The 17,764-nt window shown below is 68.1% G+C and carries 20 protein-coding genes; 15 read left to right on the top strand and 5 right to left on the bottom strand.

Going from position 1 to position 17,764, the window contains the following annotated elements; all coding sequences use genetic code 11:
• Nucleotides 1-59: 59 nt before the first annotated feature.
• Genes ACZ0AA_RS06990 through ACZ0AA_RS06960 form a run of 7 tightly spaced genes read left to right on the top strand, consistent with a single transcriptional unit; the run spans nucleotide 60 to nucleotide 4,573 of the window.
• Nucleotides 60-1,298, top strand: coding sequence for a CpaF family protein (locus tag ACZ0AA_RS06990; protein ID WP_463512505.1), 1,239 nt, complete (start codon nucleotides 60-62; stop codon nucleotides 1,296-1,298).
• Nucleotides 1,295-2,152 carry a type II secretion system F family protein gene (locus ACZ0AA_RS06985; RefSeq protein ID WP_463512504.1) on the top strand — a complete coding sequence of 286 codons (858 nt, stop codon included), beginning with the start codon at nucleotides 1,295-1,297 and terminating at the stop codon, nucleotides 2,150-2,152. Before ACZ0AA_RS06990 ends, ACZ0AA_RS06985 begins: the two co-directional genes overlap by 4 nt.
• Nucleotides 2,149-3,087 (top strand): type II secretion system F family protein, encoded by a 939-nt coding sequence (locus ACZ0AA_RS06980; RefSeq protein ID WP_463512503.1) that lies wholly within the window; start codon nucleotides 2,149-2,151, stop codon nucleotides 3,085-3,087. The genes ACZ0AA_RS06985 and ACZ0AA_RS06980 overlap by 4 nt, the downstream gene beginning before the upstream one ends.
• Before the next feature lie 19 nt (nucleotides 3,088-3,106).
• Complete coding sequence (locus ACZ0AA_RS06975; protein WP_463512502.1) at nucleotides 3,107-3,319, top strand: hypothetical protein; 213 nt, start codon at nucleotides 3,107-3,109, stop codon at nucleotides 3,317-3,319.
• Between the two features lie 12 nt (nucleotides 3,320-3,331).
• Nucleotides 3,332-3,742, top strand: a complete 411-nt coding sequence (locus ACZ0AA_RS06970; protein ID WP_463512501.1) for a TadE/TadG family type IV pilus assembly protein — start codon at nucleotides 3,332-3,334, stop codon at nucleotides 3,740-3,742.
• On the top strand, nucleotides 3,732-4,166 hold the full coding sequence (locus ACZ0AA_RS06965; RefSeq protein ID WP_463512500.1) for a TadE family protein: 435 nt from the start codon (nucleotides 3,732-3,734) through the stop codon (nucleotides 4,164-4,166). The genes ACZ0AA_RS06970 and ACZ0AA_RS06965 overlap by 11 nt, the downstream gene beginning before the upstream one ends.
• On the top strand, nucleotides 4,163-4,573 hold the full coding sequence (locus tag ACZ0AA_RS06960) for a hypothetical protein (protein WP_463512499.1): 411 nt from the start codon (nucleotides 4,163-4,165) through the stop codon (nucleotides 4,571-4,573). The genes ACZ0AA_RS06965 and ACZ0AA_RS06960 overlap by 4 nt, the downstream gene beginning before the upstream one ends.
• Before the next feature lie 69 nt (nucleotides 4,574-4,642).
• Here ACZ0AA_RS06960 and ACZ0AA_RS06955 read toward each other — a convergent pair whose 3' ends face one another.
• The gene (locus ACZ0AA_RS06955) at nucleotides 4,643-5,200 is read right to left on the bottom strand and encodes an NUDIX hydrolase (RefSeq protein WP_463512498.1); all 558 of its coding nucleotides are present in this window, start codon (nucleotides 5,198-5,200) and stop codon (nucleotides 4,643-4,645) included.
• The gene (locus ACZ0AA_RS06950) at nucleotides 5,197-6,429 is read right to left on the bottom strand and encodes an MFS transporter (protein ID WP_463513831.1); all 1,233 of its coding nucleotides are present in this window, start codon (nucleotides 6,427-6,429) and stop codon (nucleotides 5,197-5,199) included. Before ACZ0AA_RS06950 ends, ACZ0AA_RS06955 begins: the two co-directional genes overlap by 4 nt.
• A gap of 108 nt (nucleotides 6,430-6,537) precedes the next feature.
• Between ACZ0AA_RS06950 and prfB the strand changes: the two genes are divergently transcribed.
• On the top strand, nucleotides 6,538-7,647 hold the full coding sequence (gene prfB, locus ACZ0AA_RS06945; RefSeq protein WP_400864927.1) for a peptide chain release factor 2: 1,110 nt from the start codon (nucleotides 6,538-6,540) through the stop codon (nucleotides 7,645-7,647).
• A gap of 249 nt (nucleotides 7,648-7,896) precedes the next feature.
• Here the strand turns inward: prfB and ACZ0AA_RS06940 are convergent, their stop codons facing one another.
• A complete protein-coding gene (locus tag ACZ0AA_RS06940) occupies nucleotides 7,897-9,315 on the bottom strand; it encodes a DUF2510 domain-containing protein (protein WP_463512497.1) in 1,419 nt (472 codons plus the stop codon).
• Nucleotides 9,316-9,453: 138 nt separating this feature from the next.
• Between ACZ0AA_RS06940 and ftsE the strand changes: the two genes are divergently transcribed.
• The 3 genes from ftsE (at nucleotide 9,454) to smpB (ending at nucleotide 11,988) form a co-directional block, all read left to right on the top strand.
• Complete coding sequence (ftsE, locus tag ACZ0AA_RS06935; protein ID WP_400864921.1) at nucleotides 9,454-10,515, top strand: cell division ATP-binding protein FtsE; 1,062 nt, start codon at nucleotides 9,454-9,456, stop codon at nucleotides 10,513-10,515.
• Nucleotides 10,512-11,426, top strand: a complete 915-nt coding sequence (gene ftsX, locus ACZ0AA_RS06930; protein WP_400864918.1) for a permease-like cell division protein FtsX — start codon at nucleotides 10,512-10,514, stop codon at nucleotides 11,424-11,426. Before ftsE ends, ftsX begins: the two co-directional genes overlap by 4 nt.
• An 85-nt stretch (nucleotides 11,427-11,511) precedes the next feature.
• Nucleotides 11,512-11,988, top strand: a complete 477-nt coding sequence (gene smpB, locus ACZ0AA_RS06925) for an SsrA-binding protein SmpB (RefSeq protein WP_042536531.1) — start codon at nucleotides 11,512-11,514, stop codon at nucleotides 11,986-11,988.
• On the opposite strand, the gene ACZ0AA_RS06920 is transcribed toward smpB, so the two are convergent.
• Complete coding sequence (locus tag ACZ0AA_RS06920; protein ID WP_463512496.1) at nucleotides 11,989-13,848, bottom strand: alpha/beta hydrolase family protein; 1,860 nt, start codon at nucleotides 13,846-13,848, stop codon at nucleotides 11,989-11,991.
• Between the two features lie 107 nt (nucleotides 13,849-13,955).
• Nucleotides 13,956-14,642, bottom strand: a complete 687-nt coding sequence (gene lexA, locus ACZ0AA_RS06915; protein ID WP_400864912.1) for a transcriptional repressor LexA — start codon at nucleotides 14,640-14,642, stop codon at nucleotides 13,956-13,958.
• A gap of 281 nt (nucleotides 14,643-14,923) precedes the next feature.
• On the opposite strand from lexA, the gene ACZ0AA_RS06910 reads away from it, so the two are divergent.
• The 4 genes from ACZ0AA_RS06910 (at nucleotide 14,924) to hisH (ending at nucleotide 17,724) form a co-directional block, all read left to right on the top strand.
• Nucleotides 14,924-15,286, top strand: a complete 363-nt coding sequence (locus ACZ0AA_RS06910) for a LysM peptidoglycan-binding domain-containing protein (RefSeq protein WP_463512495.1) — start codon at nucleotides 14,924-14,926, stop codon at nucleotides 15,284-15,286.
• 91 nt (nucleotides 15,287-15,377) lie between these two features.
• The gene (locus ACZ0AA_RS06905; protein WP_463512494.1) at nucleotides 15,378-16,472 is read left to right on the top strand and encodes a histidinol-phosphate transaminase; all 1,095 of its coding nucleotides are present in this window, start codon (nucleotides 15,378-15,380) and stop codon (nucleotides 16,470-16,472) included.
• The gene (gene hisB, locus ACZ0AA_RS06900) at nucleotides 16,469-17,086 is read left to right on the top strand and encodes an imidazoleglycerol-phosphate dehydratase HisB (RefSeq protein WP_463512493.1); all 618 of its coding nucleotides are present in this window, start codon (nucleotides 16,469-16,471) and stop codon (nucleotides 17,084-17,086) included. Before ACZ0AA_RS06905 ends, hisB begins: the two co-directional genes overlap by 4 nt.
• On the top strand, nucleotides 17,083-17,724 hold the full coding sequence (gene hisH, locus ACZ0AA_RS06895) for an imidazole glycerol phosphate synthase subunit HisH (RefSeq protein WP_400864900.1): 642 nt from the start codon (nucleotides 17,083-17,085) through the stop codon (nucleotides 17,722-17,724). The genes hisB and hisH overlap by 4 nt, the downstream gene beginning before the upstream one ends.
• Nucleotides 17,725-17,764 lie beyond the last annotated feature (40 nt).

The following is a 17,764-nucleotide window of genomic DNA, read 5'->3' as shown; positions in this document are numbered from 1 at the left end:
CGCCCTGTTGCTGTGGATAACTCCGACGGGCGGGGTTCGATCCTTGCGAGGATGCTCGGGTGATCCAGCCGTCCGTCCTCGTCGCAGAGCGCGTTCGGCAGCGACTCCGCGCTGAGGGCACTGATCCGACCTTCGACTCGGCGGCGGCGCGCACCGTCACGCTGGCGGAGGTGCGCAAGTTCAACGATCTGGCGCTCGCGCGCGGTGCGGTGATGATCGACGACGAAGCCGCATGCGTGCGCGACGTGCTCGCAGCAGTGAGCGGCTTCGGCGCATTGCAGTCGCTGCTCGACGACCCGGAGATCGAGGAGATCTGGCTCAACGGACCCGAGAGCATCCACATCGCGCGAGGCGGAGTCGCCGAACACATCGAGCTGCGTCTCACCGATTCGGCTCTGCGCGACCTCGTCGAGCGGATGCTGCAGTCCACCGGCCGCCGTGTCGACATCAGTCAGCCGTTCGTGGATGCATCCCTTCCCGATGGGTCGCGCCTGCACGTCGCCATCGCAGATGTGGTCCGCGGATCCTGGTCGGTCAACATCCGGAAATTCTTGCCCCGCTTCCGCACCCTCGACGCGCTGGTCGAGCACGGTGCTCTGCCCGCAGAGCTCGGCGACGCACTGCGCCAGGCGATGCTCGCGGGCAAGAGCGTCGTCGTGTCGGGCGCCACCCACGCGGGCAAGACCACCTTCCTCGGTGCGCTGCTCGCGTCGTGCTCCGACCGCCAGCGGATCATCACAGTCGAGGAGACCTTCGAGCTCGCTGTGCAGGGACCCGATGTCGTCTCGTTGCAGGGGCGTCAGGCGAGTCTTGAGGGAACGGGAGAGATCACACTCCGGAGACTGGTGAAAGAGGCGCTCAGGATGCGGCCCGATCGTCTGGTGGTGGGCGAGGTCAGAGACGCGGAGGCGCTCGACCTCGTCCTCGCCCTGAACACCGGTGTGCCGGGAGCAGCGACCGTGCACGCGAACTCCGCTGCAGAGGCGCTCGACAAGCTCACCCTGCTGCCGTTGCTCGCGGGGCGGAACATAGATCGTTCGTTCATCGTGCCCGCGCTCGCGGGAGCGGTCGATCTCGTCGTGCACTGCGTGCGCGGTGACGATGGAGTCCGGCGGGTGCACGAGGTCATAGCGCCGACGGGAGAGGTGAGAGACGGGCGGATCGTCTCGCGAGAGGTCTACACCCGGGACGGCGTGCTGACCCGGGGCGGCGGGCGCACCCGGGACGGCGTGCCGACCGTCTCAGACGGGACCGCATGGCGACGCGGCGAGCGGCATCGTGCAGGAGGCACTCGGTGACGGTGCTGCTCGGCGCGATGTTCGCCGCCGGCGTGCTGCTGTGCGCGTCGCCATGGCTGTGGCCTCCCCGTCCGGAGGAAGAGACAATCAGGCGCCGCGGGTATCTGTCTCGACTGCTCGAAGAGGGCGGCTTCGGATCCGTCAGTCCGCGCACGCTCCTTGTGGTGATGGCGACGGTCGCGCTCGCCGCGGCCTCTCTCGTCTGGCTCCTCACAGCCATTCCGGTCCTCGTCGGCCTTGCGGGCGCGACCGCCGCTGTATCGCCGATCGTCTTCGTACGCTCCCGCCGCATGCGGCTGCGCAAGCTGCGGCGACAGCTCTGGCCCGACGTCTGCGATCTTCTGATCGCTTCCATTCGGGTCGGACTGTCGTTGCCCGACGCCGTCGCGAGCCTGGCCGAGTCCTCGCCTTCTATGATCCGGCCCGCCTTCGTGGTCTTCGCCAAGGATCTGCGTGCCACCGGCCGATTCGACACCAGCCTCGATCGGCTGAAGTCCGCGCTGGCCGACCCCATCGCCGACCGGATCATCGAAACGCTGCGCATGGCGAGACAGGTCGGCGGAACCGAGCTCAGCGGCGTTCTGCGCGCGCTGTCGTCATCGGTTCGTGCAGACGCCGTGCTCCGAGGTGAGGTCGAAGCTCGGCAGTCCTGGATTCGCGGCGCGGCCGTGCTCGGGGCTGTCGCGCCCTGGGTGATCCTCGGTCTGCTCGTGCTGCGCCCCGAGGGAGCTGCCGCTTACGGCACAGCGGAGGGCATGCTGGTGATCTGCCTCGGGGCTGCCGTATCGGTGATCGCGTACCGCGTCATGATCCACATCGGGCGCCTGCCCGAGCCGGGGAGGTGGTTCGGATGAATCCCGTCTCCGCGGTGGCGGTCGCGGTTCTCGGCGGTGTCGCGCTCGGATCTGGCGTGCTCTGCATCCTCGCCGCACTGCCGCACTGGTCGGCATCGTCGCTGGCGCTGCGGATCGCACCATACGTACGGGACGTCGTTCCGGATGGCGACCTGCCTGACGGAGCACTCCCACGGGTCGGAGTGCTCTCCGCAGGGGACAGGACGGTCTGGCTCCGATCGCTGACGGCCTTCGAGCGTCTGCTCGGCGGTGGCGAAGCGCTGAGCCGCCGTATCCAGCAGGCCGGGCTCAGCCTGGAGCAGGGCGCTTTCCGCGGGCGCCAGCTCGGCTGGGTGCTCGCAGGCATCGTGACCGGCGCGATCGCTGTCATCGTCCTCGCCATCGCGGGACGGATGTCTCCGCCGATCGCCTTGCTACCCGGCATCCTGGGTGCCGCTGCGGGGTTCGGATACGACATGCAACTGACGGCGCGAGTCTCGTCCCGTCGAGCTCGATTGACCGACGAACTGCCGACGACGCTCGAATTCCTCGCTCTCTGTCTGTCGGCGGGTGAGGGCTTCCTCGACTCGCTGCGGCGGGTCGCCGCAATCGGCTCCGGAGAACTCACCGGTGAGTTCGGACGCGTGGTACTCGCCGTTGGCACGGGATCACCTCTCGCTGACGCCCTCGCCGAGATGGGCGTTCGACTGCAGCTTCCGGGCCTCTCCCGCGCGATCGACCAGGTGATCGCCGCGCTCGAGCACGGCGCCCCGCTCGCTGCCGTTCTGCACGCGCAAGCCGGCGACGCGCGCGAAGACGCCAAACGGATCCTCATCGAACAGGCCGGTCGCAAGGAGATTCTGATGCTCCTGCCACTGGTGTTCCTGATCCTCCCGCTCTCGGTGCTCTTCGCCATCTACCCGGGCCTCTTCATTCTGCGACTCGGCATCGGCTGAGCGATCACGAAAGGACGACATGAACACTTCTCAGCTCGGGAGGGCGCGCTTCGCGACCTCGCGCCCTCACGATCTTCTCCAGGATCTCGTCGACGACGAATCCGGAGACGTTCCAGGATGGGTGCTGGTCACATTGATGACGGCCGGACTTGTCGTGGTGATCTGGGCGGTCGCCGGCCCCGCGCTCAGTGCGCTGTTCGAGCAGGCCATCCAGCGTGTGTCGGGGCTCTGACTGGCGTTCCCGATGCCTGATGCATCTGTACGAATCTCCCTCGCGGACCACCGCGGATCGAGCCCGGTCGAGTTCGTGCTCGTGGGCACGCTGCTCACTCTCCTCACCCTCGGTGTGATTCAGCTCGCGCTCGCCGTCTACGTGCGTAACGTCGTGCACGATGCGGCGATCGACGGTGCCTATTACGCCGCTCTGGCAGACACGAGCCCAGAGGAGGGGGCCGAGCGGGCACGGCAGGGCATCATTCGCGCAGTCGGCGAGGCATACGCCGAAGATGTGACGGTCGTTCGCTCGATGTCGCTCGCTCAGCCGACTATCGAGGTTCGCATCCGCACGACGCTTCCGCTGATCGGGCTCCTCGGCGTGCCCTTCGCGCTGGAGGTGCAGGCGCATGCACCGGAGGAGTCCTTCGATGATGGATGACGACGGGTCAGCGGCCCTCGAGTTCATCGCCGTCGGCGTCATCCTGCTCGTGCCGCTCGTGTATCTCATCATCGCGCTCGGGGCCATCCAGGAGCAGGCGCTGGGAGTCGAGGCCGCGGCACGCCATACCGCGCGAGCGATCGCGCTCGCTCCGGATGCCGCCGCGGCCGCCATCCGGAGCGAACGAGTCCTCGCGAGCATCTCTGAGCAGTACGGCATCGATACCGAATCGATCGACGTGTCCGTGACCTGTACGCCGATCGAGGTGGCGTGTCCGTCCGCGGGGGCGACAGTGACCGTCGTGGTCGCGACGTCGGTCGCACTGCCGCTCATCCCGCCGATCCTCGGACTGGACGAGACCGCATCGATCGGAGTCGAGGGTTCGGCGGTGCAGAAGATCTCCCGTCTGTGGGGCGGCGGATGAGGCGGGCAGACGACGACGGAAGCGTGCTGCTCATGACTCTCGGCTACGCGCTGCTCGCACTCGCCCTCATCTTCGTGACCGTGTGCGCGACCGACCTCTACATCTCGCAGCGGAGACTCGATGCCATCGCCGACGGAGCAGCGCTCGCCGGAGCGGACGGATTCACGCTGGCAGTCGACGATGGGACTGCGCGCGCCGATCTCACCGATCAGGGCGTCCGAGATCAGGCCGAGGCGCTGCTCGCAGCGCTCCCTGCACCGGTGACTCTGGAGTCCGCGTCGAGCCCGGACGGCCAGTCCTCGCGGGTGAGAGTCGCCATCGTGTGGAGGCCGCCGCTCGTGTCACCGTTCGTTCCCGAAGGGATACGCCTGGAGTCGACAGGGACGAGCAGGACCGCTCTGCGCTGACCGTGCCTGACCGCGCCTTCGCGAGCCAGCGGTGCGGAAAGGTCGTGAGCACGCGAGACCGTCAGGTCGTCAGAGTCGGCTCACCAGTCGGTCCCGCAGCCGGCGCACTCGCCCCGGAAATCCATCAGGCACCTGCGCGGGCAGCCCTTCGATCGGCCACCAGCGCACGTCCTCCGACTCCTCGCTCACGATGAGGTCGGCGTCGTCCCCGACGACCACCGCCACCCCGATGTCGAGGTGCGAGGCGCAGCGTCCGAAGGCCGATGAAAGGGCGTGGTGATCGAGGTCGCACACGAGGGGCTCGACGAGAGCGGGCACGTCGACACCGGTCTCCTCCCGCAGCTCACGCAGAGCGGCCTGCGCGATGGACGTATCGTGGGGCTCGAGATGCCCGCCGGGCTGCACCCAGAACTGCCCCTTGGCGTGGAAGACCAGCAGCGTGCGGGTGAGCGACGGGTCGAACACGAGCGCCGACGCCGTGGCGTGGCGCGGGCCGTCGTCTCGGGAGACGGGTCCGTGATCGTCGGGAAAGAAGCGCGCGAAGTCGACCTGGCTCGCGCGCTCGCGCTCGGAATACACCGCGGCACCCAGAACGAGGCGGTGCACGTCGGCGCCGAGAGCGCTCACGAGGGGTCCTGTTTCGTGCGGGGCACGAACCGCGGGATCCAGCGGATGAACCCGCCCGCACCGACGAGGCCGATCACTCCCATGGCCGCTGCCGCCACCGGCAGGGAGGCGATCGCCACGATCGCCGACACCATCAGGGGAGCGACGGCTCCTCCCGCATCCGTCAGGGTGCGCCACGAGCCGAGGAACGCAGCAGGCTCGCTCTTCGGGGCGACGTCGGCCCCGAGCGTGAGCAGGATGCCGCTCGAGAGCCCGTTGCCGACCCCGAGCACGGCGGCGAACATGCCGAACCACAGCACGGCGGCATCGAGATCATGCGTGAAGGAGAGCGCGAGGAACCCCGCACCCATCAGCACCATCGCCGGCATCGCCGCCCAGAGGCGTCCGAACCGGTCCATCACCTGGCCGCTCGCATAGAACAGTGCGAAGTCGATCGCCCCTGAGATCCCGACGACCAACGCGATCGTCGAGGCGTCGAGACCGAGCGAGAGGCCCCACAGCGGCAGCACGACCTGTCGCGCCGACCGCACGGCCGACAGCGATGCCGCGGCGAGTCCCAGCCGGCCGAGCACGCTGCGCTGCTGCCACATGGTGCGGAAGATGCCCGCGCGGGCGGCCGTGGGAATCGAGCCCGTGACAGGCTCGCCCGAATCATCCGCGAGCGCCGCGGTGCGCACAGCGGTCGTCGGCGCGATCGTCTTCTCAGGATCGGGACCGAGCAGCACGAGCAGCACCATCACGACGAGACAGCCGAGGAAGAACCAGATCGCCGCCGACTCCGAGCCGAACAGCTGCAGCAGTCCGGCCGCGACGAAGGGTCCGATGAAGATCCCGAGGCGGAAGCTCCCGCCGAGCAGTGAGAGGGCTCGAGCGCGGAAGGCGATCGGCACCCTCGTCGTCATGAAGGCATGACGGGCGAGTCCGAAGGCCGCCGCGCAGAAGCCCAGGAGGAAGACGGATGCCGCCAGCACGCCGAGCGTGGGGGCGAAGACCATGCCCACGCCGGCGCCGATCGCGATCACGCCGGCGATCACCATCGTGAAGCGCTCGCCGATGCGTCCCACGGCCCAGCCGGCAGGGAGGTTTCCGCAGAGCTGGCCGACCACGAGCGCGGATGCCACGAGTGCGGCGAAGGCGATATCTGCGCCCATTCGAGCGGCGATCACCGGAATGAGCGGGATCACCGCGCCCTCGCCGAGCGAGAAGAGCACGGTCGGGAGGTACACCATCGGCCCGAACCGCCTCAGGACCGTGGATGCGCTGCTCACACGTTTCACGCTACTCCCGTTCGAACGCCGTACCCGCCCGCACAGGCGGCACGTTAGGCTGGACGCGACATGCTCGAACTCGATCTCTCCGCCGACATCCAGGCCCTGCGACTCACCTACGGTGACATCCGCGAGGTCATCGATGTTGAGACCCTCCGCTCCGACATCGCGCGTCTCAGTGAGGAAGCCGGCGTGCCGGACCTCTGGGACGACCCCGAACGCGCCCAGAAGGTGACCAGCGCGCTGAGCCACCGCCAGTCGGCGCTCGCCAGGGTCGAGGGCATCGGTCGTCGACTCGACGACCTCGAGGTTCTGGTCGGCCTCGCGAACGAGATGGGCGACGAGGAGTCGGCTGTCGAGGCTCGCGCCGAGCTCAACGCGCTCACCGACATCATCAACCAGCTCGAGGTCCAGACGCTGATGGACGGCGAGTACGACGAGCGATCCGCGATCATCACGATCCGCTCGGGTGCCGGAGGCGACGACGCCACCGACTTCGCCGAGATGCTCATGCGCATGTACCTGCGTTGGGCCGAGCGTCACAAGTATCCCGTCAAGGTGCTCGACACCTCCTACGCCGAGGGCGCGGGCATCAAGTCGGCCACGTTCGAGATCGACGCACCCTACGCCTTCGGCACTGTGTCGGTCGAGGCCGGCACGCACCGCCTCGCGCGCATCAGCCCGTTCGGCTCCGCCGACAAGCGTCAGACGTCGTTCGCGGCGGTCGAGGTCATCCCTCTCATGGAGGAGGCGACCGAGGTCGACATCCCTGAGAACGACATCCGCGTCGACGTGTTCCGTTCGTCGGGGCCCGGTGGCCAGTCGGTCAACACGACCGACTCCGCGGTGCGTCTGACCCACCTGCCGACCGGCATCGTCGTGTCGATGCAGAACGAGAAGTCGCAGATCCAGAACCGCGCGGCGGCCATGCGCGTGCTGCAGACCCGCCTTCTGCTCCTGCAGAAGGAGGAGGAAGCCGCGAAGAAGAAGGAGCTCGCCGGCAACATCACGGCGAGCTGGGGCGACCAGATGCGCTCATACTTCCTCTACGGCCAGCAGCTCGTGAAGGACCTCCGCACCGGGCACGAGTCGGGCAACCCGGCCGCCGTGTTCGATGGCGATCTCGACGGGTTCATCTCGGCGGGCATCCGCTGGCGCAAGCGCAAAGACGAGGACTGAGCGAAGGCTCCACTCTCAGCGGGCAGCCTCCTCGAGGCGGCCCGCTTTCGTGTCTGCCCCCGCGCCGATGCACGGGCCCGCTCGACACTCCATCCCGAGTGGATCGAACTCCGACGGTTGCACGCGGCAACGCGGCGAACGTGACCGGAACAGAAGCGGGCCCGTGCCGGATGTCGAAGCATCGTGGCACGGGCCCACCTGCGATACGAACCGCCCGGCACCGCCGGCCGGTTTCGTTCTGCGCCGCGTTTAGCCGGCAGACGGGGTGACGGTGATTCGCGTGACCTCCTGCAGGAGCTCGTCGGTGAAGATCACGTCGTAGGACTCGCTCTGAGCGACGTCGAAGGTGATCTTGCCGTCGACCGTGTCGCCGGGCTCGAGTTCTTCCGCCACGATCCCGTCGACGTAGTAGTCGTAGGTCCCCTCGACACCCTCAGCGGTCTCGATGCCGAAGTTGAACGCGCTCAGGTAGCTCGTGCCCGAGACGCCGGTGAAGGTGACGTCGAGGATCACGTAGCCGCCGTTGGTCGAGGGGATGCTCGAGCCGTCGCTCGTCGCCCACGTGGCGGAATGGATCGTGACCTCGCTCGTGGCGGACATCTGAGTGATCGGCACGGGGGAGCCCATCTCGCCTTCGGCGACCTCGGGCGTGCCCGTGCCCTCATCAGTGCCGGGGTCCGTTTCGGTGCCGGTGTCGGAATCGCTCGAGGGCGGTGCGGTCGGCAGATCGCGGACGGCCTCGGACACCGTCGCGAAGACGATGACGAAGAACATGACGACGGCGATGATCGCACCGATCACCGCGAGGATGAGGCCGGAGATGCCCGGCCACTTCTTGCCCTTGAGGAACAGGGAGATCAGGGAGACGATGAATCCCACGCCCAGCAGGAGCCAGCCGAGCCAGAAGATCACGGGGATGCACGACAGGATGGTGCCGAGCGCCGCGAGCCCGAGCCCGACGAGGCCGAGGATCGATGGACCCGACGGCGCCGCGGGCGCCGCGGGCGCCGTCGCCCCGTAGGCGGGCGGGTAGCCTGCGGGGGCGCCGTACTGCTGTCCGGCGGGCGCGTAGGCTGCGGCGCCCGGGTAGCTCGGCGCTGCGGACCCCGGGTAGCCGGCGGTGACGGGGTACTCCTGGGGCTGAGCAGGAGCAGCGGCACCGGGGTACGAGGGTGTGCCCCCGCCATACGGCTGCACGGCGTCGTCGACAGGCGTCGCGGTGCCCGGTGCGGTGAACTCGGGCTCCTGCGCGTTCCCGGGCTCGTCTGCGGAAGCCGGGGAGGCCGACCAGGACGATGCGGGCTCAGGATCCACGACCCCGTCGGCAGGCGCCTCGGCCGGAGACTGGGCCGCCGAATCGGCGCCGGACGGCGCGGGAGTGTTCCAGGACTGGCTCTCGACGGCAGCGACCGACTCGATCGACGCGGCGGTCTCGGCATCGGCCGCGGACTCCGGGACCCCGACGGATGAGGCATGAACTGCGCTCTCCGAGGAGTCGGAGTCGGAACCGGCGCTCGTCGCTTCATCGCCGGTCGAACCGACGGTCGATTCGCCCGCGGTGGATTCGGCGGATTCGACGATCGGTGCGAAATGCTCGGTCCACTGGGTGCCGTCCCACCAGCGCTGGCGTCCGGATCCGTCGTCGTACCAGCCTGCAGGCGTCGTCATGGTTCCCCCTCGAGTCTCGTCCACGCTGATCGCATGGATCGGCACCTCCATGTATAGCAGTGCGGTGCGACACCCAGGGGGCTCCCGCGGGGTGTCGCTCGCGAGCAGACGAACGGGCGCGCTTAGGCTCGAATCGCCATGATTCGGTTCGAGAACGTCACGAAACGCTATCGCGGGACCTCACGGCCCGCTCTGTCCGATGTCGACTTCGAAGTGCAGCGCGGGGAGTTCGTCTTCCTCGTGGGCGCTTCAGGGTCGGGCAAGTCGTCCTGCCTGCGGCTGATCCTCCGAGAGGACGTGCCGACGACCGGTCGTGTCGCCGTGCTCGGGCGGGACCTGCGTTCGCTCGCGAACCGCAAGGTGCCGTACTTCCGCCGCCACATCGGATCCGTGTTCCAGGACTTCCGACTCCTGCCTTCGAAGACCGTCTACCAGAACGTCGCGTTCACGCTGCAGGTGACGGGCTCGTCGCGCGGTTTCATCCAGCAGGCCGTCCCCGAGGCGCTCGCCCTGGTCGGGCTCGACGGCAAGCAGAAGCGGATGCCGCACGAGCTCTCCGGTGGAGAGCAACAGCGCGTCGCGATCGCTCGAGCGCTCGTCAACCGCCCCCAGGTCCTGCTCGCCGACGAGCCGACCGGAAACCTCGATCCGGCGACGTCGGTCGACATCATGCAGCTTCTCGCGCGGATCAACGCGGGCGGTACGACCGTGCTCATGGCGACTCATGAGGCAGGCTTCGTCGACCAGATGCAGCGGCGAGTGATCGAGCTCCGCGATGGCGAGATGGTGCGAGACGAGGTGCACGGCGGATACGGCGATACATCGAACATCCCGCGCCTCGTCCCTGAGGAGGTTCGGGGTGCCGCAGCTGCCGCCGCCCTGACCGCCGTGCAGGAGGTACAGCGCCAGACGGCCGACCTCTCCGTCGTCCGTGCGGCGCTCGCGGAGGAGCTCAGTGCGCAGCGCAAGGCCGCGGGAGCATCCGCTGACGCCGTGCCGACCGCATCCGAGACCCCGGAGGCCCAGGCAGCGCCGATCGAGCCGCCCGTCGCCGAAGAGCAGCCCATCGTCGTCCAGCCGCCGGCCGCGCCTCGGACGCATCCCATCGTGATGCCGCAGGTCGACGTCGCCGAGCTCGGCGTGGCCGACCGCCTCGGCCTCTCCGACGAGGGCAACGAGGAAGTGGGGCCGACATCATGAGAATCGGACTCATCCTCACAGAGGCCCTCGGGGGTCTTCGGCGAAACATCTCGATGGTCATCTCCGTCGTGCTCGTCACCTTCGTGTCTCTGACGTTCGTCGGCGCCGCGATCCTGATGCAGGCGCAGATCGGCACCATGCGCGGCTACTGGACCGAGCGGGCCCAGGTCGCGGTGTACATGTGCTCCGACATCTCCGAACAGGACACCTGCGTCGATGGGGGAGCCTCGGAAGAGCAGGTGGACGCGGTCCGAGCCCAGCTCGAGGGCGAGGCGCTCGCTCCTCTGATCAGCGAGGTCAGCTTCGACTCCAAGGAAGACACCTACGCCAAGCTCGTCGAGCAGCTCGGCGAAGACCAGGCGAGCGTGATCACCCCTGAACAGGCGTTCGAGGTCTTCTTCGTCACCATGAAGGACCCCGGCCAGTCGCAGGTGATCTCCGAGGCGTTCAACGGCGTCGCGGGCGTCGAGCAGGTGCAGGACCAGTTGCAGTACCTCGAACCGCTCTTCTCGGCCTTGACGGTCGCGACGTACATCGCCGTGGGCATCGCCACGCTGATGCTGATCGCTGCGATCCTGCTGATCGGCACGACCATCAGGCTCTCCGCCTACGCCAGGCGCAAGGAGATCGGGATCATGCGTCTGGTGGGCGCATCCAACCGCTTCATCCAGACGCCGTTCGTGCTGGAGGGCGTGTTCGCGGCTTTCCTCGGCTCCGCTCTCGCGAGCGCGGCGGTCGTCGCCGGTGTGCATTTCGGCGTCGACGGATACCTCCGAGGACGTGTCCCGTTCATCACGACCTGGGTGTCGATGCAGGATGCGATCGTCGTCGTCCCGGTGCTGATCGGCATCGGCGTCGTGCTGGCCGCACTCTCCGCGGGCTTCGCGATCCGGCGCTGGCTTCGCACCTGACGGGTTCGCCGGTATAGACTGACAGGCTGTCGTGCGCCCGGATCGGGCTCTGAAATCACCGCACGACACGGATCAGGAGAGAATCATGCCCAGGGAACGCGGGGAGAAGGTCATCGCGACCAATCGTCGCGCACGTCACGACTACAACATCGAGAAGTCGTACGAGGCGGGGATGGTGCTCACCGGCACCGAGGTCAAGTCGTTGCGCCAGGGGCGCGCGAACCTCAGCGACGGGTATGCATTCGTCAAGGGCAACGAGGTCTTCCTCGATTCCGTGCACATTCCGGAGTACTCGCAGGGGCATTGGACCAACCACTCCGCCAAGCGCGTCCGCAAGCTGCTGCTGCACCGCGAGGAGATCGCGAAGCTGCAGCATGCCGTGTCCGCGGGCGGATACACGCTGATTCCACTCAAGCTGTACTTCTCCGACGGTCGCGCCAAGGTCGAGATCGCGCTCGCCAAGGGCAAGAAGGAATACGACAAGCGTCAGACGCTGCGGGAGCGTCAGGACACCCGCGAGGCCGACCGCGCCATGCGCCTGCGCAACCGCGTCGGCGAGTGATCAGCGCGCGGGCGTGAAGCCGAACACGCGTCCGAGAAACGCCAGCTCCCGCTCGAGGGCGTCGCCGATGGTCTCGCTCGCGCGGAAGCCGTGGCCTTCACCCGGGTAGAGGACGTACTCGTGTTCGACGCCTCGGCGCGCCAGCGCATCGCGGATCGCCTCGGACTGCGACGGAGGCACGACACGATCCTCCGCTCCCTGCATCAGCAGCACCGGCACGTCGATCCGATCGGCGTGGGTCAGGGGCGAACGATCGACATACACAGCCTCGGCTTCTGGCAGCGGCCCCACCAGTCCCTCGACGTAGTGGGCCTCGAAGTCGTGCGAGTGCTCGCTCAGCATCCGCAGGTCGGCCACGCCGTACCTGCTGATGCCTGCGGCGAACGTCCCGCCCCGCACCAGCGACGAGAGCACCGTCCAGCCTCCGGCCGAGCCACCGCGGATCGCGATGCGATCGGGGTCCGCGAGTCCTGCGCCGGCGAGGCCCCGCGCGGCGGCGATCACGTCGTCGACGTCGACCACACCCCACCCGCCGTCGAGGCGCTCTCGGTACGAGCGTCCGTAGCCGGTGGATCCGCCGTAGTTGACGTCGAGCACGCCGACGCCGCGGCTCGTCCAGAACGCGATGGCTGCTGATGCCGCGCCCGTCACGTGGGCGGTGGGGCCGCCGTGCACCAGCACGATGTACGGCGGGAGCTCGCCTTCCGGCGCTGACTCCGATGGATTCGTCGGCGGGTAGACGAAGGCGTGGACGCGGCCGTGCGCGCCATCGACCAGGAACTCGGATGCTGCGGGCATCCATGCAGGATCCGCCGCAGCCCCTCCCGTGACCACCTCGACATCGCCGGATTCTACGTCGACGCACCAGACCCCGGGCGTCGTCGTCGAGCTGTTGCCAGAAAGCAGAACACGGGAGTCCGCGACATCGTCGATGCTGACATGGCCGTCGGCGGGGACGAGGATGCGGCGGGCGCTGCCGTCCCGTTCGATGACGACCACCTCGTCGCGTCCGTTCGTGCGCACCGCCACGATGCGGCCGTCTGCGAGAGGCCGGTACCAGCGATTGCCGAGCACCCAGAGTCCGTATCCCGTGTCGGCGTCGGTGTGATGGATCTGCTCTGCGCGACCGAGCGCGTGCAGACCGTCCACGCGCTGACGGTGCAGCGCCCACCGACCAGAGGGGTCATCCGCGTACAGGATCTCGCCGTCATCCGTCCACTCCGGCTGGAGCGCAGCGCGCGTGGCCAGTTCCGTGCGTCCGAGACCGTCGGAGAGCACCAGCGAGGCGTGCTGCCACGGCATCGTTTCACCGCCCCACTCGACCCACGAGGCGCGAGTCCCATCCGGAGACAGCGCCGGATGTGCGTAGAAAGACTCTCCCTGCACCAGCAGCTGCAGCAGCGCCGGATCGTCCGACGCCGATCCATCGGTCGGGATCTCGACGATTCCGCGCTGGTGAGGATCGACGGAGAGGTCCTCCCGGACGGCGAACAGCCGACCGTTCTGCAGGCGCAGGCCGCCATGTGCCGGTCCCGCGGGAGTGAGGGGCTCCGGGGCGCCCCCGCGTGGCATTCGGTGCACACGCTGGTCCTTGGCGTCGACGAAGTACAGCGTGCCGTCGGCATCCGCCGTCCACGCTCCGCCCCCGTACTCGTGCACCCGCGAACGGGCGCTCCAGGGTGCGGGAAGGATCTCGGCGCCGCTCGAGCTGCGCACGGTCAGGCGCCCGCCCTCGGAAGGCACCGACTCGCCCCACCAGATCTCATCGCCGACGAACGCAGCGCCGTCGATCCTCGGAGAGGATGCGGCGATCCGGTCGGGAGTGAACGGAGAGGGCCAGGTACCGAACGGCGACGACATGCTTCGAGCCTATGGTGCACCGGCGCGCAGCGTCATCCATGGCGGACCGAGGCGGCATTGCCGGAGTTTCCGGGTGCGGCCGATTCGCGGGACCCGGGTGACGGGGTTCAGACGGCCCTGAGCACCGCGACGATCTTGCCGAGGATGACGGATTCGTCGCCGAGGATCGGCTCGAACGCTGAGTTCCGGGGGAGCAGCCAGGTGTGGCCGTCGCGTCGGCGGAGCACCTTGACGGTGGCCTCGCCGTCGAGCATGGCGGCCACGATCTCGCCGTTCTCAGCGCTGCTCTGCGAACGGACGACGACCCAGTCGCCGTCGCAGATCGCGGCGTCGATCATCGACTCGCCCGACACCTTGAGCATGAAGAGGTCGCCCTTGCCGACGAGCTGACGGGGGAGCGGGAAGATCTCCTCGACCTGCTGGTCGGCCGTGATCGGGACGCCGGCGGCGATGCGGCCGACGAGAGGAACGAGCGCGGCGTCTCCGACGGGCGTCGCCACGTCAGCGGGGTTCTCACCGCTCGTTCCGGGAAGGTCGATCAGGACCTCCATCGCGCGGGTCTTGCCGGGATCGCGCCGCAGATAGCCGCTGAGCTCGAGCTGACCCAGCTGATGGGTCACGCTGGACAACGACTTGAGCCCGACGGCGTCGCCGATCTCGCGCATGCTCGGCGGGTACCCATGCCGGCTGATCGACGTCTGGATCACTTCGAGGATCGCCATCTGCTTGGGGCTGAGGCTCTTCCGGCGGCGAGTGCGCGGAGCCTCGGACTCGGTGGCGGAGTTGTCGCTCATGGTGCTCCTCAGGTGTGCGATCCGGCGTCTCAGTTCGAATGTCGGAGGCCCGTGGTGGGGTGTTCTCATCGAAACCGTATCCGAGAATCGCGCCGAAGTGGAAGATCTGTTCGAGCGTGTCGGTCGATTCCCGCACATCTGTTTCGAAGAACGCTTGACAGATGTTCGAATTCGAAGATAACTTCGGAACGTAGCTTCGCATCCACGGCTCCCGGCCGAGGCGCGGATGCGAACGCTACGCCAACTTCACCGCCCACGCGGTAGATGCAGAGGAGCACGACATGAGCACCATCACCTTCAGCAGTGCAGCAGTCCTTCCGGTTCGTCCGGCGACGCGGCTCCGGCTGACGGCGCGTGGTCGACGCGTCGTGCTCGCCGTCGCCGCAGTTCCCCTCGCCGCGGGAATCGCATTCGCCGCACTCAGCGGTGGCAGCGCCATGGCGTCGGGCGAGCAGGTCGCCACGGCGTCGTTCGCGACCGTGACCGTGATGCCCGGCGACACACTCTGGTCGATCGCAGAGGGCATCGCACCCGAGGCCGACCCGCGCGAAGTGATCGGTGACATCACGCGTCTCAATCTGCTGCGCGGCGGAGAGCTGCAGATCGGTCAGGAGCTCGCGATTCCGGCGCAGTACTCGGAGTGAGGCACGCGGCCGCCGGTCGGTCGAGCGACGCGGGTGAGGTCGGCTTCATACTCGGTCGCCACGGGCGTCCACAGAGCGAACGCGGCCTACCATGGGAAGGGTGACTGCATCACTCGACGACCTGCCGCTTCGCGACGACCTCCGGGGGCTCACGCCGTACGGAGCGCCTCAAGCGCCTCTCCCCATCGCACTGAACGTCAATGAGAACACGCATCCGGTTCCGGACGCCGTAGCGAGCGACATCCTCGACGACATCGCGGTCGCCCTCCGCGACGTCAACCGTTACCCCGACCGCGAGTTCACCACCCTGCGCGAGGGCTTTGCCGAGTATCTCGGCCACGGGCTCGAGGCCGAGCAGATCTGGGCGGGCAACGGGTCGAACGAGGTCCTGCAGCACATCCTCCAGGCTTTCGGAGGGCCGGGTCGTACCGCGTTCAGCTTCAGCCCGACGTACTCGATGTACCCCCTGATCGCGAAGGGGACCGGAGCGCGCTGGGTGGCGGGCACCAGGCAGCCCGACTACACGATCACTCCCGACGAGGCGGCGGCGCAGGTCAGGGACGTCGACCCCGATGTCATCCTCCTGTGCTCCCCGAACAATCCGACGGGCACGCCTCTCGGCCTCGACGTGGTCGAGGCGGTGTACGAGGCATCGACGGGGGTCGTGGTCGTAGACGAGGCGTACCAGGAGTTCGCACCGCGCGAGGCGGCATCCGCTCTCACTCTGCTCGAAGGGCGGCCTCGTCTCGCGGTGTCGCGCACCATGAGCAAGGCGTTCGCGTTCGCGGGTGCGCGCGTGGGCTATCTCGCGGCCGATCCTGCGTTCATCGACGCTCTGAGGCTCGTGCGTCTGCCCTATCACCTCAGCGCTCTGACTCAGGCGGCGGCGGTGGCTGCACTGCGGAACTCCGGCGTGATGCTGGGCATGGTCGAGGAGATCGTCGAGCAGCGCGACCGCCTCTCTGCGACGCTCGAAGCCCTCGGCTACACGCCGCACGAATCCTGGTCGAACTTCGTCCTGTTCGGCGGGGTCGCAGAGCCCGCGAAGGTCTGGCAGCAGCTCTATGAGCGGGGAGTCCTCATCCGCGACGTCGGGATCCCCGGTCACCTCCGCGTCACAGCGGGCACCGAGGGCGAGACCACCGCGTTCCTCGATGCTCTCGCCTCGATAGGATCGGCTTCATGAGCACCCCCGCCCAGACCCCGCGCACCGCCACGCGTGTGCGCAGCACATCGGAGTCCACCGTCGAGCTGGAACTGAACCTCGACGGCAGCGGTGCAAGCCGCATCGACACGTCGGTGCCGTTCTTCGATCACATGCTGACGGCGTTCGCGAAGCACTCGCTGACGGACCTCACCGTCCGCGCTTCGGGCGACACCCACATCGATGCGCACCACACGGTGGAAGACGTCTCGATCGTGCTCGGCCAGGCGATCCTCGAAGCACTGGGCGACAAGTCCGGTATCTCCCGCTACGGCGACGCGCTCGTGCCGCTCGACGAGGCGCTCGCGCAGGCGGTCGTCGACATCTCGGGCCGCCCGTACCTCGTTCACACCGGGGAGCCGGCGGGCTTCGAGCACCACCTGATCGGCGGCCACTTCACCGGGTCGCTGGTGCGCCACTCCTTCGAGGCGATCACTTTCAACGCAGGGCTGACGGTGCACGTGCGCGTGCTCGGGGGCCGCGATCCCCACCACATCGCCGAAGCCGAGTACAAGGCGTTCGCTCGGGCATTCCGTCAGGCCAAGGCGCTCGATCCGCTGGTCGACGGCATCCCGTCGACGAAGGGCGCGCTGTGAGTTCGGCACCCAGGGTCGCCGTCTTCGACTACGAATCCGGCAACGTCCACTCCGCAGTGAAGGCTCTCGTCGCAGCGGGTGCTGACGCGGTGCTGACGCGCGATCGCAAAGAGGCGCTCGAGGCGGACGGTCTCGTGGTGCCCGGTGTCGGTGCATTCCAAGCTGTCCGGGATGCGCTCTTCGCGCACGGTGGCGACGAGATCATCGACCGCCGCCTCGCAGGAGGGCGCCCCGTGCTCGGCATCTGCGTGGGGATGCAGGTTCTCTTCACTCATGGTGTCGAACGAGGACACGACTCCGAGGGCCTCGGCGAGTGGCCCGGCGCTGTCACCGAGCTGAACGCGCCTGTGCTGCCGCACATGGGATGGAACACGGTCGAGCCCGGAGCTGATTCCGTGCTCTTCAAGGGCATCGAGAACGAGCGCTTCTACTTCGTCCACTCGTACGCCGCGCAGTCGTGGGAGCTCGACGTCATTCCGCCGTTCCCGCAGCCGGTGCTCACGTGGTCGACGTACGGGGATCCGTTTCTCGCCGCCGTCGAAAACGGGCCGCTCTCTGCGACCCAGTTCCACCCCGAGAAGTCGGGGGAGGCCGGAATCCAGCTGCTCCGCAACTGGGTCGACAGCCTGCGAGCCTGACGGGCGCACCAGAACACTCCGTTCCGATGGGTCGAGCGCG

The sequence above is a fragment of the Microbacterium sp. AC035 genome (genome assembly GCF_979258485.1).
Note: the sequence above shows the minus strand (reverse complement) of the source record. Positions and strands in the feature narration are given on the sequence as shown.